Genomic DNA, 17,110 nt, shown 5'->3' on the forward strand with positions numbered 1-17,110 from the left:
GCCCGGACATCACCGCCGGGGCCCGCCCCGCCCGCCCGGTCCGGCACGAGGACGTCGCCGCCCAGGTGTACGCGGCCCTGGACCGTACGCCCGACTCGCACTGGACCCTCGACGGCCGAGAGGTGGCCACGGTGCCGCGCGGTGTGCTCCTCGACATGGACGGCACGCTCGTCGACACCGAGCCGCTCTGGCTGGAGGCGTCGCGTGCCGTCGCGGCCGCCCACGGCCACGACCTCACCGAGGCGGAGGGCGCCTCGGTCCTCGGCCGCACCTGCGCCGACACGGCTGCCGGTCTCGTACGGCTGTGCCCGGAGCCCACCACACTCGCCGGGCTGGAGAGCGAGCTGGAGGACACGTTCCTCGCCGCCGTCGAAGCGGGCGTGGAACTGCGGCCCGGAGCTCGCGCCCTGCTGGACCGGCTGGAGAGGGAGGGCCTGCCCGCGGCTCTGGTGTCGGCCTCGCCGCGCCGGGTGGTGGACACGGTCCTGCGTACGGTGGGCGGTGAGGCGTTCCGTACGACGGTGGCGGACGGCGAGAGCGACCGCTCGAAGCCCTTCCCGGACCCCTATCTCAAGGCGGCCGCGCGTCTGGGGCTTCCGCCCGAGGCGTGTCTGGCGGTCGAGGACAGCCCCACCGGGGTGGTCGCGGCGGAGGGGGCGGGCTGCCGGGTGCTGGCCGTGCCCTCGGCGGCACCGATTGCACCGGCCCCGGGACGGCGGGTACGGACGGATCTCACGGCCCTGCTGCGGGAATGGGGAGGGGAGGAGCCGGCATGACGTGACGTCATGAAAGACGCCGGGGGCCGGCGGGCGCGCTGCCCGCCGGCCCCCGGCGTTCTGTGCGTCACGCGGCGTGCGCCCGCCCCGGGGCCAGCACCGCCATCAGCCGGGTGACCGTCCGGGCCATCGCGTCCCGGCCGTCCGCCAGATACCGGCGCGGGTCCACGCCCCGGTCGTCCTGGGCCAGCCGCTGCCGTATCGCCCCGGTCATCGCGATGTTCAGCGCGGTCCCGATGTTCACCTTGCGGATCCCGCCCGCCACGGCGCGGGCCAGCTCCTCGTCGGAGGCCCCGGACGAACCGTGCAGCACCAGCGGCACCGGCACCGCCGCACGCAGCCCGCCCAGCAGCTCGTGGTCGATGACGGCGTCCCGCGAGGTCATGGCGTGCGAGGTGCCGACCGCCACGGCCAGCGCGTCGACCCCGGTGGCCGCGACGAACGACCGCGCCTCCTCGGGATCCGTACGCGCCCCGGGCGCATGGGCGTTGAGCGGCGGCTCCCCGTTCTTCCCGCCGACCTGTCCGAGCTCGGCCTCCAGCCACAGACCCCGCTCGTGCGCCCAGACGACGGCGGCGCGGGTGGCCGCCAGATTCTCGGTGTACGGCAGCCGCGCGGCGTCGAACATGGCCGAACTGAAACCGCAGTCCACCGCCCGGTGCAGCAGCTCCGTCGACTGCACATGGTCGAGGTGCAGGGAGACGGGGACGGCGACCTGGTCGGCGACCTCCGCCGCGGCGCGGGCGATCGGCCGCGGCCGGCCCCGGTGATAGGCGACGGCGTTCTCACTGATCTGCAGGATCACCGGCGACCCCGCCGCCTCCGCCCCCTCGGCGATGGCTTCCGCGTGTTCCAGGGTGATGACGTTGAACGCGGCGACCGCATGGTGCTGTGCGGCGGCCTGGGCGATCAGATCGCCGGTGGCGGCGAGGGGCATGGTGACTCCGGGATGGGGGAATGACGGGCCGGTGGGCGGGGACGTGTTGCCTGGCCGTCAGGCCGTGCTGCTGAGGATGACCGAGCGGGTGAGGTGGCGCGGGCGGTCCGGGTCGAGGCCGCGCGCGTTCGCGATGGCCAGCGCCAGTCGCTGCACCCGGACCAGCTCTGCCAGCGGGTCGAGGCCGCCGGCCACCCAGCGGGCGCCGGTCGCGTGCACCTCGTCCATCAGCCCGGACGGGGCCTCGCCGAGCATCCAGGTCGCGGTGGAGCGGGTGGAGATGCTGATCGGGCCGTGCCGGTACTCCATCGCCGGGTACGCCTCGGTCCAGGCGAGCGCGGCCTCGCGCATCTTCAGCGCCGCCTCGTTGGCGAGCCCCACGCTCCACCCCTGCCCGAGGAAGGTGAACTGGCTGCACTCCACAAGCCCTGCGGGCAGCGGCTCGGCCAGTGCGACCTGGGCGTCCTCGACGACCGCGTCGCTGTGCAGACCCAGATGGGCGCGGAGCAGGGTCAGCGCAGACGTCGCGAAGCGGGTCTGCACGACGGACTTCTCGTCGGCGAACTCGAGCACGATCGTGTCGTCGGCCATGGCGGCCATCGGGGTGTCGGGGTCGCCGATGACCACCGTGCGGCGGGTCGTGTCACCGATCCGGCCGAGGAGTCCGAGCACCTCCGTCGTGGTGCCGGACCGGCTCAGGGCCACCACCCGGTCGTAGGGCCGCCCGGCCGGGAACTCGGATGCGGCGAAGGCGTCGGTCTCGCCCTGGCCGCTGCCTTCCCGCAGGGCCGCGTAGGCCTGGGCCATGAAGTACGAGGTCCCGCAGCCGACCACGGCGATGCGCTCGCCCGCCGCCGGAAGCCGGTGGGCCAGCCCGTCCGCCATGCCGGCGGCCACCTGCCAGCAGTCGGGCTGGCTGGCCAGCTCCTGAGCCACGTGCGTCATCTGTGCTCCCTGTTCGCGGCGATCGATGCTCGAAGCTGCATTTTAGGCCAGCGTTTCACGCAATATCAAGCAGGCAGGCGTCAGGGGCGCAGGCCCGGCGCGGCCGGCCCCGCCCCCGTCGGCGGGGCCTCGACGGGGAAAGGTCGTCACCGGTCGTCGCCGCCGATGGTGAGGTGGGGGCCACTTCGCGGTCGCGCATTTCGTTGCGGCCGATGGGTAGAGTGAATGCGTTTCGCGATATCTGCGGAAAGGTCGAGCTAGGGGGAAGGATTCATGGATTCGCTGACGGGAAAAGTCGCGTTGGTCACGGGTGCCAGCCGCGGTATCGGTCGGGCGATTGCCCGGCGCCTTGCGCGCGACGGGGCCCTGGTCGCCGTTCACTACGGTGTGCGGGGAGATGTGGCGCAGGAAGTGGTCGAGGAGATCACGAATGCGGGCGGACAGGCTTTCGCGGTGGGATCCCTGCTGGGGGTGGAGGGAGACGTCGAAGCCCTGTACGAGGGGTTCGGCGCGGCATTGGCGGACCGGGGAGAAGATCCGGTGCTGGATATTCTGGTCAACAATGCCGGGGTGAGCGGATCGGGGCGCATAAGTGACGCCTCGCCAGAAGTTTTCGACCGCCTGTTCGCGGTGAACGTGAAAGCGCCGCTCTTCCTCATCCAGCAGGGTTTGACCCTGATGCGGGACCGAGGCCGGATCATCAACATTTCGTCGGCCGCCGCCCACCGGTCCTTTCCGGAGTCCGTGACCTACGCCATGACCAAGGGAGCGTTGGAGACGCTGACGCTTGCGGTGGCAAAGGAAGTGGCGGAGCGCGGCATCACGGCGAACACCGTGGTGCCCGGTTTCGTGGAGACCGACATGAACGCCCGACGACGCGAGACACCCGAGGCCGCGGCGGTCCTCGCCGCGCACTCCGTGTTCGGCCGCCTGGGCCAGCCGGCCGACATCGCCGACGTCGTGGCCTTCCTCGCCTCGGAGGACTCCCGCTGGGTCACCGGCCAGAGCATCGACGCCACGGGCGGCATCGGGCTCTGAGGGGCGGACGGGCCGGTGCCGCGCTCGGAGGGGCCGACGGTGCCGCTCAGGAATCCGGGCGCCGGACGGGACGGTCCCGGGGCGGCTGCGACCGCCCCGGCACCGCGCACCCCCTCACACGCCCACGAGCAGCGCCTCCCACGCGATCGCGGCATCCGGGTGGCGGGCCGTCAGCACAGCGCCGGCCGGGCCCGCCGGACCCTCGCCGGAAGCGGCCCACGTGCCGTCGCAGCCCAGCAACTCCGCGACCGCGTCGAGCGTCCCCGGGTGGGTGAAGAGCAGCGCGGCGCCACGGCTCCCGCCACCGGCCTCCCGCACACCGCCACCCGGCGCGTCCGGCCTTGGCACCTCCCGCCACGGCGGCACCCACGCGTCCAGCGCCGGGAGCCGGGCCGGGAAGATCCGCCCCGCCTCCCGGATCAACACCGGGGCCAGATCCGCGGCTCCGGCGCGCAGGGTCGTGATCAGGCTCGGCAGCCACGGCAGCAGAACGGGATCCGGCAGTCGTCCGAACGCGTTGGACACCGCCTCCACCACCACGTCAGCCAACCCCGGCACCGGCACCAACGCGTGCACGAAGCCGCTCAGGTAGCGCGGATAGGCGGGCACCACCATCGGGTTGGCCAGCAGCTCACCGCAACGCTCCCGCAACTCGGCCCGCGACAGGGCGCCGAGCTGCACCTGCGCCGCCCACAGGAGCGCCGTCCGCTCCGGGTCCGTGGGGCGGGACTGGGCGACGGCCAGTTCCAGCTGGGCCCGGTCGCAGCCCAGGGACAGCGCGAGACTCTCCATGCTGAACAGGAAGCCCAGCATCGCCGCCACCTGCCCCACGGTCGCGTCCTCGTCCGTGAACGCCGTGGGCAGCAAAGTGCAGTAGTGCGCGTAACCGGCCTTGACGAACGACTCCAACCACGGCGGCAGCACCGGCTCCGCGGTCCGGTAGTACGCCAGCAGCCCCCGCACCCGGCGCAGCACCTCCGGGGCGCCGTCCACCGTGCGCTCGGCGGCGAGAACCTCCAGGGCGCGGACGCCCAGCTCATCGGCGAGGCGACGGCTGCCGAGATACAGTGTGGCGTCCTCGACGGCGGCGAGGACGCCCGCCGTCGTCGCCCGAGGCCCGTACGCATCGCGGCGCAGCCGCTGTTCGAGGACCTGCTCGATGCTCACGCCCTCGTACCCGAGCTCGATGAGCGCCCGCTGATGCGTGCCCAGCGCCAGGTCCCACGACTCCTGGATCGATCGCTCACCGAGCTTCCGCTCACCCATGATCGGCCGGGCCGCGCCGTGCGGCATCAGCCGGCGCAGCATCCACAGCACGTCCGAGCACGCCCCCAGTTCCGGGCGGGAGCTCATGTCCAGCAGGGCACGCTGCACACCCCGCTGCTGGAGCTTCAGCTCCAGCGGGGCGAGCCGGTCGTGCACATCGCGGGCCAGCGGCGGCAGCGCGTCGTAACCGACCCGGCCGATCCGGTCGCCGCCCATCATGATCTCGACGAGCCGCCGCACGTCGCGCCGGCCCGGCACCGCGTCCTTCTCGATGCAGGTGATCGCCGCGTCCTGGAAGTCGTACGGGGTGGGCTTGGCCCGGTCCCGCATCCCGGCGAGCAGGATCGACGTCTCGAACACCGCGATGGCGTCGGCGGTGGACGCCAGGTAGCCGCTGCGCCGGGCGGCGCGCACGATGTCCACCGACCAGCCCAGCAGCTCGGCCTCGTCCAGCGTGTCGAGGACCGGAGGCCGCCGCAGGAACCCGGAGAGCCGGTCCTCGGCCGCCTCCCTTGAGGGAGCGGCGACGGCGGGGGCGGCCTTCTTCGTCGCGCGGGGCTTCTTCGCGGCGTCCTGCCCGGCCAGCCGGTAGGGCTGCACCCGGGTGCGCTTGAGGTTCTTCGCCCACTGCGTCGCGGCGATCGACACCGACCCCGGAGCCAGCCCGAACTGCGCTTCGATCGCCGCGTGGCTGGACGGGATCAGGCCGTGCTGCCAGGTGGTGGCGGACCGGGGGGAGATGGTGAACGGTCCGCTGCCCGCCACCCCGAACTCCTCGACGCGGCTGGCCGAGTGGAAGGCGCCGCACACATACAGGCAGTCCTCCGGGTCCGCCCCGCCGGCCGCCAGATGCTCGCGGATCCGGGTCCACATGTACCGCTCGCGGTCCTCGTCCACCCGGACCCGGTCCCCGTCGCCGGGAGCGAGCCGCCGGAACAGGCTGCCGACGAGGAACATCACCTGGCGGTAGGCCTCGTGATCGCTGTCGCCGAGCGGCACCTCGACGTACTGGTGCCACCACTCCGACCAGTGCCGCACCTTGCCGTGGCGCAGCAGATGCTCCTCCAGCTCGGCGAAGCGGGGCCGCAGGTCGCCGATCTCCACCCCGACCGCCTCGCCGTGCAGCGCGGCTTCGGGCTCCGGCACCCCGTCCGCCGGAGCGGACGGCTCCTGCGGGGTGCGCTCGCCGTGGCGGCTGTCCCACTGGAAGACATGGTCCGAGGACCGGTCGACGAGGACCAGCTCGACGTCCGGGGTGTCCAGCGCGTACGCGATGGCCTGGTACTCGGCGGACGCCTCGGTGATCGGGGCGACGACCGACAGCGGCGCCCACTCGGCGGGGAACCCGTCGACATCGCTGGCGAAGGCCTGGACCGCCACCGGCAGCCGGCAGTTGCGCAGTTCGTCCAGGAGCGGCGCCATGTCCTCGCACAGCTCCAGGTACACGACCTTGGGCTGCTTCTCGCGCAGCCGGCGGGCCATGGCGAGCGCGGAGGCGGGCGAGTGGTGGCAGACCGGGAAGATCTCCAGCGGCTCGCGCACCGCCCGGTCGACGTCGTCGACCATGCCGAGGAGGATGCCCTCCAGGGCGCCGGGCCCGTCGGCGAAGGCGGTCGCGGCCTCGTGCAGCTGCTCGCGCAGCGCCGCGAAGGACGCCTGCCCGGGGCTGTTCGCGGCCGTCCGGGCGGACCCGTTCGTGGAGGGCGCCCGTTCGGGCCCGTTCGTGGGGGACCCGGTCATGACAGCGTGGCGATCGTGTCGCGGCCGCCGTCCAGGAACTCCGGCCAGGAGCCGCCCTCCTGCTTGCTGCGCGGCTCGACGACACCGTGCAGGTACTTGTTGAAAATGGCCAGGTCCTCGGGGTCGCGCCGGGCGAGGGAGCCGACGAGCGAGGAGGCGAGGGCCTTGGCGGTCAGCGTGCGCTCGCCGAAGAAGTTGCTGTGCAGGACGGCGTCCTCCAGCACACCGATCTGCTCCGCCGTCGACAGCGAGGACTCCAGCTTCTCGTCGTCGCTGCCCGCCGCCGCTGCTGAGGCCCGCAGATCGGCGAAGCTCTGGAGCAGGACGTCGAGAAGCGTCGGCGGCACGTCCAGGTCGATCGCGTGGCGGCGCAGCAGTTCCTCGGTGCGGAAGCGGACGATCTCCGCCTCGCTCTTCTTGTTCGTCACGACCGGGATGCGCACGAAGTTGAACCGGCGCTTCAGCGCGGACGACAGGTCGTTCACACCCCGGTCGCGGCTGTTGGCGGTCGCGATGATCGAGAAGCCGGGCTTGGCGAAGACGATGTTGTCGCCCGTCTCCGTGCCGTCGCCCTGCAACTCGGGGACGGAGATGTACTTCTCCGAGAGGATCGAGATCAGCGCGTCCTGGACATCGCTGGTGGAACGGGTGAGTTCCTCGAAGCGGCCGATGGCACCCGTCTCCATCGCGGTCATGATTGGCGACGGGATCATCGACTCACGCGACTGTCCCTTCGCGATGACCATGGACACGTTCCACGCGTACTTGACGTGGTCCTCGGTCGTCCCGGCCGTACCCTGCACGACCAGCGTGGAGTTGCGGGAGATCGCGGCGGACAGCAGCTCGGCCAGCCAGCTCTTCCCGGTGCCGGGGTCCCCTATCAGCAGCAGACCCCGGTCGGAGGCGAGGGTGACGATCGAGCGCTCGACGAAGCTCCGGTCGCCGAACCACTTCTGGGAGATCTCCCGGTCCAGGCCGTCGGCGCGCTCGGAGCCCAGGATGAACAGCCGGACCATCTTCGGCGAGAGCCGCCAGGAGAACGGCTTGGGGCTGTCGTCGATCGACTCCAGCCAGTCGAGCTCCTCGGCGTACTTGGTCTCGGCGGGGGCACGCAACACGTCGGACATCGGAAAGCCTTTCTGAACAGGCGAGAAAGAGAGAGAAGGAAGGGGGCAAGGCGGGGGAGCGCACGCGATGACGGGCGTCGGTCACACCCCGCGAAGCCTCAGGTGAGGAACGTCTTGAGTTCGTGCACGAGCTTGTTGATGTGCCCGGAGACCACGGGCGTGCCCAGGGCCTTGAACCGCTCCCGGAACCACGGGTTGACCTCCTGCCGCCCGGAGCTGGTCACCGAGCCGACGGGGATGAACTTCACCCCGGAGCGGTGAACGGCCTCGATGCCTTCGAACAGCGGCTGGGAGCGGTCGAACTCGTAGAAGTCCGAGATCCACACCATGACGGTGTTCTTCGGCTCGGCTATCTTCGGGCGCGCCATCGCCATCGCGACGGGCCCGTCGTTGCCCCCGCCGAGATTCGTGCGCAGCAGCACGTCGAACGGGTCGTGCACCCACGGCGTCAGATCGATCGAGCGGGTGTCGTAGGCGATGAGATGGACGTCCACCTTCGGCAGCCCTGCGAAGATCGAGGCGAGAATGGTGCAGTTCACCATCGAGTCGACCATCGAACCGGACTGGTCCACCACGACGATCAACCGCTGCGGTGTCGTCCTGCGCACCGTGTGCCGGTAGTAGAGGCGGTCCACATACAGCCGCTCCTCCTCCGGACTCCAGTTGGTGAGGTTCTTCCAGATCGTGCGGTCCAGGTCGAGATTGCGGAAGACGCGCTTGGGCGGCACCGAACGGTCCAGCTCGCCGACGGTGGCCTTCGCCACCTGCGTACGCAGCACCTCGGCCACCTCGTCGACGTAACGGCGGATGAGGGACTTCGCGTTGGCCAGGGCCACACCCGACAGATTGCCCTTGTCCCGCAGCAACTGCTCGATCAGCGACATGCTGGGCGTCAGCCGCGCGGCCAGCGCCGGATCGGCCAGCACCTCCCGCAACCGCATGCGCCCCACGAGGTCCGCCTCGATCGACGCCAGCTCCGGCCCGAGACCGCCGGCGTCCAGGCCCGAGCCTGACGCCCGCCCGCCGCGAAGCCCGCCCGGCGGACAGCCCAGGGCACGCTCCAGCCACCCGGCGTCCGACTGCCAGCGCGCCAACTGTTCGGCGGTCACCGCGTTCGAACCGGTCGCGAAGACATTGAGCAGCACCTTCGACACCAGTGCGGCATGCCGTACCTCCGCCGCCCGGTCACGGGAGCCGTCCGCGACGTCCTCCGGTGTCATCAGCCCGTCGAACTCGGCGGCCAGCTCCGGATGGCGCTGCACGACCGAGTCGAGCGACGTCCCGGGATCCAGCAGCGCGGACGGCAGGCCGATGTCCTCGACCACCCCCAGGCTCGCCGACTCCAGGGCGGGCTGCTCCTCACCGTCGAGGAGACGGGCCAGGAGCCGCCAGTACAGCACCTGACGGCGGTTCTCGTACGGGTCGGGCCCGGCCGGGAACGGGCCGGCGGCGGGACCGGGCGACTGTCCGGTGAGGTCCTCGGTCATTTCCGCAACAGCCTTCCGGCGCGCTCGCGCAGCACGGCGACGGCATCGGTGGCGGCCTTCTCCGCCCGGACACCGGCCTTGTCGGTGGTGCCGCCCGCCCACGCCCCGGCGTGCACGGCGGCGGTCTTCTTCCGGACGGTCGTCTCGACCGCGAGCGGCTGGAGGAGGAACTCCCCGGCGTCCCAGCGCAGCAGACCGACGCAGGCGTGTGAGGCGGCGACCGCCTCGGGCGTCAGCGGACCGGCGGCGGGCATCCGGTCGGTGTCCACGGCAAGGCGCTTCCCGGCGAGATCGAACGTGAGCCGCCCCTCCTCGCTGTGTGCGGCATACCCCTCCAGCAGCACCGGCACGGCGATCCGCACGGGATGCCGGTCCAGCGGAGCGACACGGGCGGCCGTCGCGGCGGACAGCCTCACCCGCGCCGTGGCGAAGGGATCGGCCGGCTCACCCGCACGGGCCCGCTCGTCGTCCCAGACCAGGTCCCCCTCGGCGGTCACCGGCATGGCGTCCAGCTCCATCGAGCGGCCCTCGCTCACGGCGCCGAGCAACGACATGCGGGGACGCAGCAGCTGCCACAGTCCCGCCCCGACGACCGTGTCGGGCTTCGGCGCCGACACTCCGGCACGCACGAGACGGGGCGCGCCCCCGTCCGCCGGCTCGAACACGGCATGAACCTGGGCCTGTACGGCTGTCGCATGCTCCTGCACATCGACGCCGAGCGGCAGCAGCCGACCGGTCACCGAGCTGTCGGGCCGCTCCCCGGCGGAGCCCGGCACCGTCAACAGCACGGCGCGCGACCACAGATCGGCCCAACGGCGCACCGGAACGCGCTCCAGCGTCGCCCCGGGGCAGGACGCGGCGAGCTCGGCGGCGAACCCGTCGAGCAGCGTCGCCCGTCGGCGCAGCCCCGGATCGGGCAGCATCGCGGAGACCACCGGGGCGGCCCCGGCGACCAGCTCGTGGTCGATGCCCCGCCAGCCGCTGCGCGCGAGATCGCACAACCAACTGCGTGCCGCTGCAAGGAGATTCACCCCCTGCTCCGGCCCGTCGGCTGCCGGAGACGACTGCTCCCCGGCGTCGGCCGGAGAGGACTCCTCCCCAGGGCCCGGCCTGCCGACCGCCTCGTCGATGAGCAGCGCCAACGCGTCGTGCACGGAGCCGAGCAGCGCGCTACGGGCGGCGGCGAGCGCCACGAAGTGGTCCTCCCCGGCGGCCCCGGCCGCAGCCCGCTCAGCCGCCTCCGCGACCCGAGCGGCCAACGGCGTCCCGGCGACGGCCTCGGCGAGGCCGGTAACCGCGGCCGCCTGCGCGGCCCCGGGCCGCAGCAGACCGGCCACCAGCGCCTCGTCGAACGCGTCCACGGCGGCGAGCGCCTCGTCGAGCCCCTCGACCGGATCGGCCAGCAGATCGCCGCGCATCAGGCCACCGCCCGCGTCGGCGGGAACCACTGCATCTCGGGCAACGGTGAAGTGACCGGGGCCAGTTCGAGATAGGCGAGGTGCCGCAGGAACCGGCTGAACACCTGGGCGGCCGCCGAGGAGTCGTCCTTCACCGGCCGCGTCGCTGTCATGGCGGCGGTGAGGGACTGCGCGTCCGGCTCCCCGTCCGGGGGCTCCACCGCGAGATAGCGGGCGACGCGTTCGGCGCCGTACTGCAGCACCGCCTCGCCGACGAGCGCCTGGATGTGCTTGCAGAACATGCCGCGCGCACCGCCGCAGGGCCGGTTGTTGTTGGTGCTGCACGCGAACGCGTACGTCCGCGCCGCCACCGACGACACATACACCCGCCCGATGTCCGACCCGCTGGAGACGACCCCCTGCAACCGCCCGTCGGCCAGCTCGACGAACGGCACCTTGGCCAGCTTCCGCGGGCGCGCGGGCGCCATCACCCGCGCGGTACTCGACTGCTCCCAGACCGACAACGCGCCAACTCCCATGCATGCGAAAGGGGACGTCCACGCCCTCTCGGCGGGACACCAACGAACTTAGTCCCGACCACTGACAACGCCGTCGATCATCCCCGGGTCGATGGTGCGGGTGAGGAGGTGCAGCGGCGCCGCCCGGATGCCGGCCGCCTCCGCCGCTTCCCAGTAGGCCAGCCCGGTGGCCGCGTCGACCGGCCCGTGAACGAGCGGTACGACGGCGCCCGAGGCGTGGAGCAAGGACTCCAGCCGGCAGGACGCGATGGAGTCCGCGACCATCGGCTGCGCCAGATAGCCGTCCACCGCGGCGGCCGGCAGCCCCTCGGCCACCTGCCGCTCGGCGGGCCCGGCGCTCAGCAGCCCGCCCCCGACGACCAGGACGTCCTTCGCCCGTTCCATCCGCCCGAAGGCGCGCGACGTGTCGAAGCAGTGCGGGAACGAGTCGTCGACCACCGTTGTTCCCGGCGCGAGAGCGTCGATGTCCAGGAGTGTGCCGCCCCCGCTGACCGCCGCGACGATCAGACGGGCCCCGTACACGGCGTCGGGCAGCCCCTGATCCGACTCGACCACCTCCACGGCCCCGGCGAGGCCGCGTTCCAGAAGGCTGTCGGCCAGTTCCGTGAGACGCGGCCCGCTGCCCGGTACGTCACAGAGCAGCAGCCGGGCGGGCGGTTCCTCGGCCAGCGTGAGCAGCAGCTCCAGCGAGGAGGAGCCGATCGAGCCGAGCCCCACGAACGCGACCGTCAGGGAGCCCAGTTGCTTCCCCGCCGCGTCCAGAGCGGCGTGCACGGTCCTGACGACGGACACGACGGTCGCCGCGTGACCGGTGGTGATGGCAGGAGCGGTTCCCGCCGTCCCGACGGCCCGCAGGACGTCGAAACCGTAGCCGGTGAGCGAGGGAATCATTCCGGCCAGGGACACGGCCCGTGCCCCCAGGGACGAGGCGAGCTCCACCCCGCGCGTCGTGGCCCCGAGCAGGGCGTCGCCGGGGGCGAGTTCGTCCGCGAACAGCGGGACGCACACGAAGCCCGAACGACCCAGCGGCGTCCGCAGCGTCTCCAGGAGCCGCGGCCGCCCGTCGGGGAACAGCAGGCTCCGCAACTCCTCGCGCGGCAACGCCGCCTCCGGCAGACCGGACAGCCGGGCGAGGTCGGCCGGGGACGGCAGATAGCCGACGAGCGCGGCATCCACCGGCTCGTCCCGGCCGGTACGGTCCGGCTCGCCGAGCCGGCCGGGTCGACCGGACCCGTCGAGTTGCCCGGGGTCGGTCCTGGGCGTTGCCGAGGCCGCCGCGTCCGCCAGACCGTCGCGTACCGCGTCCGCGAACGCGGTCAACGCCTCCGGGGCGAACGCCGTGGCCGCCGCGCGGACGGTGACCCGCAGCCGTCCGCCCTCCGGGCCGGCGGACAGGAACACGTCCGTACCGGCCGGAGGCGGCGTGTACACGCTGTCGCCGTCCTCGCGGGTGACCGCCAGTGCCTCTCCGTTCTCCGGGCCCAGGGCGGAGAAGTCCAGATAGGTGAAGAAGAACTGCGAGGCCAAGGGCAGCCCGTTGGGCAGCGCGGGCACGGCCCCCTCGTACGTCCGTGCCTCGGCGGCCTCCGCGGCGAGGCGCCGCAGATCGTCCTCGAACCCCGTGCTGTCCCTTTGCCCCGACGCCGGGCCCGCGGGCCGCAGCGGGACAGCCGTGGCGAAGGGGCCGAACACGCGGTGCACGTCGGGCAGGGCGTCGTCCCGGCCGCTCACCGCAAGACCGAGCACCAGATCCGCCCGGCCGGTGGTGGCCGCGAGGGCCCGGTAGTAGGCAGTGAGCACGGCAGCGTAGAGGGTGGTTCCGCTGCGCGCGGCAAGCCCGCGCAACGCCTCCACCTGGTCGGCGTCGACGGTGAACCCGTACGTGTGGAAGAGCGGGTTCGCCGCGGTCTCCGGCCGAGCGCCGGTGTCCGTACCGGCGGAGAGTACGGGCGGCCGGTAGGGAGCGCTCAGCCGGGACCACCGGTCCTCGCGGGACGGGGCCGTCGCGGGTACAGCGTGCGGAGCACCGGAATCCCTCATGGCGCCGCCCGTACGTTCCGCGAGGCGGACGGCGTGGTCGCGGAAGGTGCTGCGCAGGGGCGGCCCAGCCGGTACGACGCCCTGGGACAGGGCGTCGTACACGGTGATCAGCTCGCGTACCAGGAGCGCGGCGCTGTAGCCGTCGCCGATGATGTGGTGGGCGTGTGCCATCAGGACGTGTTCGTCGGGGCCGACGGTGAGCACCCGCAGGCGCAGCAGGGGCCAGGCCCAGGGCTCGAAACGGCGCGCCCGCTCGGCGGTGACGCGCTCCTTCACCTGCCCGGGGTCGGTGAGGGTCTCGAAGTCGACCGGCAGGCGCAGCGAGGACGGCAGCTCCTGCTGGAAGGCCGGGCGTGCCCCGGCGGGGAAGACCGTGCGCAGCATCGGGTGGCGCCCGACGAGCGTGTCCACCGCGCTCTGGAAGCGGGTGCTGTCGAGGCGGCCGCGCAGGCGGAACCGTGCGAGCCAGGACGACGTCGTGCCCGGTGCGATGGCTTCGGCCAGCAGGAAACCCCGTTGGGTGGGGGTGAGAGGGAAGGGCGTCGGTACCCCGGCATCCAGGGCAGCGTCAGCGGAGGTGTCAACTGCCGTGTCGGAGCCTTCGGTTGCCGCCGCTTCCACGGCGGAGGCGAGGGCCGCGAGCGTACGGTTGCGGTAGATGACGGTCGGCCGGGGGAGCGGCCCGCCCTGCTTCTCCAGCCGGGCGAACACCTCCAGCACGAGCAGGGAGTCACCGCCCAGCACGAAGAAGTCGTCCTCGCGGCACACGTCGTCGGCCTGGAGCAGCGCGGACCAGATGGCGGCGAGCCGGACCTCGGTCGGCGTGCGAGGCGCGGTACGGGTCGTTGTTGCCGTACGGGACGGCGAACGGGGTGGCGCCTGGCCGAGGGTCGGCAGCGCACGGCGGTCGATCTTGCCCGTGCCCGTGAGCGGCATCGTGTCGACACGAGTGATCCGGGACGGAATCATGTACGCGGGCAGCGACTCCGCCAGATGAAGCCGCAGTTCCGCGCCGACTCCCTCGGACGACCCGCATGCTCCGGTCCCGGGGGTCACGAAGGCGGTGAGGCGTCCGTCCTCCGCGAGAACGACGGCGTGCGTGACATCGGGATGCGTCTGGAGCACCGCTTCGATCTCGCCCGGCTCGACCCGGTTGCCCCGGATCTTCACCTGGTCGTCCAGCCGCCCGAGGAACTCCAGGGTGCCGTCCTCGGAACACCGCACCCGGTCGCCGCTGCGGTACCAGCGCCGCCCGTGCCGAACGGTGAACGCGGCCTCGGTCAGGGCCGGTTCGCCGAGATACCCCGGGGTCAGACCGATTCCGGCGATGAGGAGCTCTCCGGCCTCGCCGGGCCCCAGCACCTCCCCGTCGGGACTGACGACCGCCACCTCCGTACCCGCCACCGGGCGGCCGATGGGCAGCCGCCGCACCTGGTCGTCGGGCCGGTCGGTGATGATGTGGCAGCTCGTGTTGATGGTGGCCTCGGTGGGGCCGTACAGGTTGGCGATCTGCTGACCATCGCCGAAGAGGTCGAACCAGCGGCGTACGTGCGCGGGTGACAGGGCCTCGCCGCCGACATGGACCCACCGGAGCGCGGACAGGTCCGGCAGCGGGGCTCCGCTTCGTACGCGTGCCTCGGAGGCGCTGAGGAGCTGCTCCCAGAGCGTGGGGACGGAGCTCCACACGGATATCCGGCGGCGTTCGACGTGGGTCAGCAGCCGGTCGGGGTCGCGCAACAGGTCCCAGTCGACCGTGACCACGGTGGCGCCGACGAGCAGCGGGGCGAGGAGCTGGCGGACGGATGCGTCGAAGCAGGGAGACGCGGTCTGGGCGAGCCGGTCGTGCTCGTCGTAGCCGAAGGTCTCGATCGCCCAGTCGAGGTAGTTCTCCATGGACCGGTGGGTGATGGGCACGGCCTTGGGCCGGCCGGTGGACCCGGAGGTGAAGATCACGTACGCGATGCTGTCGGCGTCGGCGTCGACCAGGGTGCCGGCCGTGGGTGCCCCGTCCTCGTACCGCACGAAGTCTTCCGATACCGGCGACGCCGGTACGTCGACGGGCACGAGGGTCACGTCGCCGAGCGTTTCCCCGACCGCGCGCGTCGCGGCGTGACAGAGCACCGCACGAGCCCCGGAGCGCGTGAGCTGGTCCACCAGGCGCGCGGTCGGGTGCCCGGCGTCCAACGGAACCCAGCCCGCCCCGGCGCGCAGGGCCGCGACGACGGCGACGACGGTGTCGGCGCCGGGTTCGGTGAGGAGCCCGACGAGGCTGCCCGGGATGACGCCATGAGCGAGCAGAGAGGCCGAGAGAGCCTGGGAGGCACGGTCGAGTTCGCCGTACGTCAGGGTGGTGGCGCCGGTGTCGACGGCGACCGCGTCGGGGGTGGCCCGGAACCGCTCGACCAGTCGGCGTACGAGCGTGGCGGACCCGGAGGTCGCCGCCAGGGGCGCGGTGGTGGCCGCTGTGCGGGCCGTCGCGGCCAGCTCGTCGTGGAATTCACGGTCCAGGCGGGCCACCGTCCCCGGGGCGAAGAGCCGGACGGGGAAGTTCCACGAGAAGCGCAGGACCGTCTCGTCCTGCCAGCACAGCAGGCTCAGCCGGGTCGCGGCGGTGGCGGTGCCGGCGGCGGTCGGCCGCACGCTCACCGGACACCGCCCGTCGAGGGCTGCGGGGAAGCGAGAGAAACTGAAGCCGGCCGGGCTGACCGTCCGGGGGCCGGGCCCGGCCGGGTCCGTCGGCAGCAGCCGGGCCAGGTCCAGCCCGGTGAGGCCGGCATGCTGCTCGCTCTCCAGCCAGATCGCCGCCAGCCGTTCGGCCAGGGCCCCGACCGCCTCGTCCGGGTCCGTCGAGCACAGCAGGGGGAGGGTGTCGGCGAGCGGCCCCACGAGCCGGTCCAGGCCCGCCAGCCGGTCGTCCCGCCGGGCACGGGCGACGTTCACCGCGATCTCCCGTTGCCCGCTCCACCGGGCCAGACAGCGGACGTGCACGGCGAGCAGCAGATGGAACAGGCTCACCCCCTGAGCGGCGGCGCGCTTCTCCAACGCGGCCGCCAGCGCCGGGTCGAGACTGCTCTGATGCGTGGTCAGGGGAGCCGAGGGGAGGGCGCACGGATCACCGTCGTAGGGCAGGCGCAGCGGCTCGCGACGGGAGGCCAGCCGGTCCGCCCAGTACCGCCGGTCGGCGGCGAGGTCGCGCACGCCGTCCGTGGAGGACCGCTGGTCGGCGCCGACGGCCGCGTACCTCCCGAAGTCGATGCCGAGCGCGGGCAGGGCCGGTGCGTCCCCGAGGGCGAAGGCGGTGTAGAGCGACCAGAGTTCCCCGGCGAGGACGTTGAGGCTGTATCCGTCACCGGCCGTGTGGTGGATCACCAGCACCAGATGGGACAGCTCGGGGCTCTCCCGCGCGAGGACCGCCCGCAGGGGAGGCTCGGCGGACAGGTCGAACGGCCGGTTGCACAGGGTCGTTTCGAGCTCCTCGATACGACCGGGCAGCTCGCGGACCTCGTACCAGGCGGAGAGGGCGGAGGGCGGCGCTACGTACTGCACCGGTGACGCGGAACCGGTCCCGCCCCCGGTGCCGACGCTGTTCTCGATGCGGATCCGCAGCATGGTGTGCCGGTCGGCGAGCGCGGAGAGCGCCCGTCCCAGGAGCCGGGTGTCCAGGGGGCCCCGGACGGTCTGGCGGACGTAACCGTGTGCCGGGACGTCCGGGTGGAGCCGGCTGCTGGTGTGCAGAGCCAGTTGGACGGGGGTGAGCGGGAAGGGGGACCCGTCCGGGACGGGGCCCGCCTTCCCGCGCACCCCCGTCCAACTGGCTC

Annotated in this window: 10 protein-coding genes; 2 read left to right on the top strand and 8 right to left on the bottom strand. The window is 72.7% G+C overall.

Features of this window, described 5'->3' with window-relative positions; genetic code table 11:
• A partial coding sequence (locus D3105_RS23325; RefSeq protein ID WP_133305701.1) for an HAD family hydrolase occupies window positions 1–776 on the top strand: 776 nt, incomplete at its 5' end.
• Between the two features lie 67 nt (window positions 777–843).
• Here the strand turns inward: D3105_RS23325 and D3105_RS23330 are convergent.
• Window positions 844–1,713: a class II fructose-bisphosphate aldolase gene (locus D3105_RS23330; protein WP_118905014.1), complete on the bottom strand. Its 870-nt coding sequence runs from the start codon at window positions 1,711–1,713 to the stop codon at window positions 844–846.
• Window positions 1,714–1,770: 57 nt separating this feature from the next.
• Complete coding sequence (locus D3105_RS23335) at window positions 1,771–2,658, bottom strand: SIS domain-containing protein (protein WP_118905015.1); 888 nt, start codon at window positions 2,656–2,658, stop codon at window positions 1,771–1,773.
• 273 nt (window positions 2,659–2,931) lie between these two features.
• Here D3105_RS23335 and D3105_RS23340 point away from each other — a divergent pair, with 273 nt between their 5' ends.
• Window positions 2,932–3,696: an SDR family oxidoreductase gene (locus tag D3105_RS23340; RefSeq protein WP_118905016.1), complete on the top strand. Its 765-nt coding sequence runs from the start codon at window positions 2,932–2,934 to the stop codon at window positions 3,694–3,696.
• A 114-nt stretch (window positions 3,697–3,810) separates the two neighbouring features.
• Here D3105_RS23340 and D3105_RS23345 read toward each other — a convergent pair whose 3' ends face one another.
• From D3105_RS23345 to D3105_RS23370, 6 genes are all read right to left on the bottom strand, one after another.
• Entirely contained in the window at window positions 3,811–6,702 is a 2,892-nt protein-coding gene (locus D3105_RS23345; RefSeq protein ID WP_118905017.1) for a hypothetical protein, read from the bottom strand.
• On the bottom strand, window positions 6,699–7,829 hold the full coding sequence (locus tag D3105_RS23350; protein WP_118905018.1) for an ATP-binding protein: 1,131 nt from the start codon (window positions 7,827–7,829) through the stop codon (window positions 6,699–6,701). The genes D3105_RS23345 and D3105_RS23350 overlap by 4 nt, the downstream gene beginning before the upstream one ends.
• 98 nt (window positions 7,830–7,927) lie before the next feature.
• Entirely contained in the window at window positions 7,928–9,316 is a 1,389-nt protein-coding gene (locus D3105_RS23355) for a VWA domain-containing protein (protein ID WP_118905019.1), read from the bottom strand.
• A complete protein-coding gene (locus D3105_RS23360) occupies window positions 9,313–10,764 on the bottom strand; it encodes a hypothetical protein (protein WP_118905020.1) in 1,452 nt (483 codons plus the stop codon). Before D3105_RS23360 ends, D3105_RS23355 begins: the two co-directional genes overlap by 4 nt.
• The gene (locus D3105_RS23365; RefSeq protein ID WP_118905021.1) at window positions 10,734–11,252 is read right to left on the bottom strand and encodes a hypothetical protein; all 519 of its coding nucleotides are present in this window, start codon (window positions 11,250–11,252) and stop codon (window positions 10,734–10,736) included. Before D3105_RS23365 ends, D3105_RS23360 begins: the two co-directional genes overlap by 31 nt.
• A gap of 48 nt (window positions 11,253–11,300) precedes the next feature.
• Window positions 11,301–17,110, bottom strand: a 5,810-nt coding sequence (locus D3105_RS23370) for a non-ribosomal peptide synthetase (protein ID WP_118905022.1), incomplete at its 5' end; no start/stop codon positions are given.

The organism is Streptomyces globisporus (assembly GCF_003501885.1).
GTDB classification, from domain to species: domain Bacteria; phylum Actinomycetota; class Actinomycetes; order Streptomycetales; family Streptomycetaceae; genus Streptomyces; species Streptomyces globisporus_D.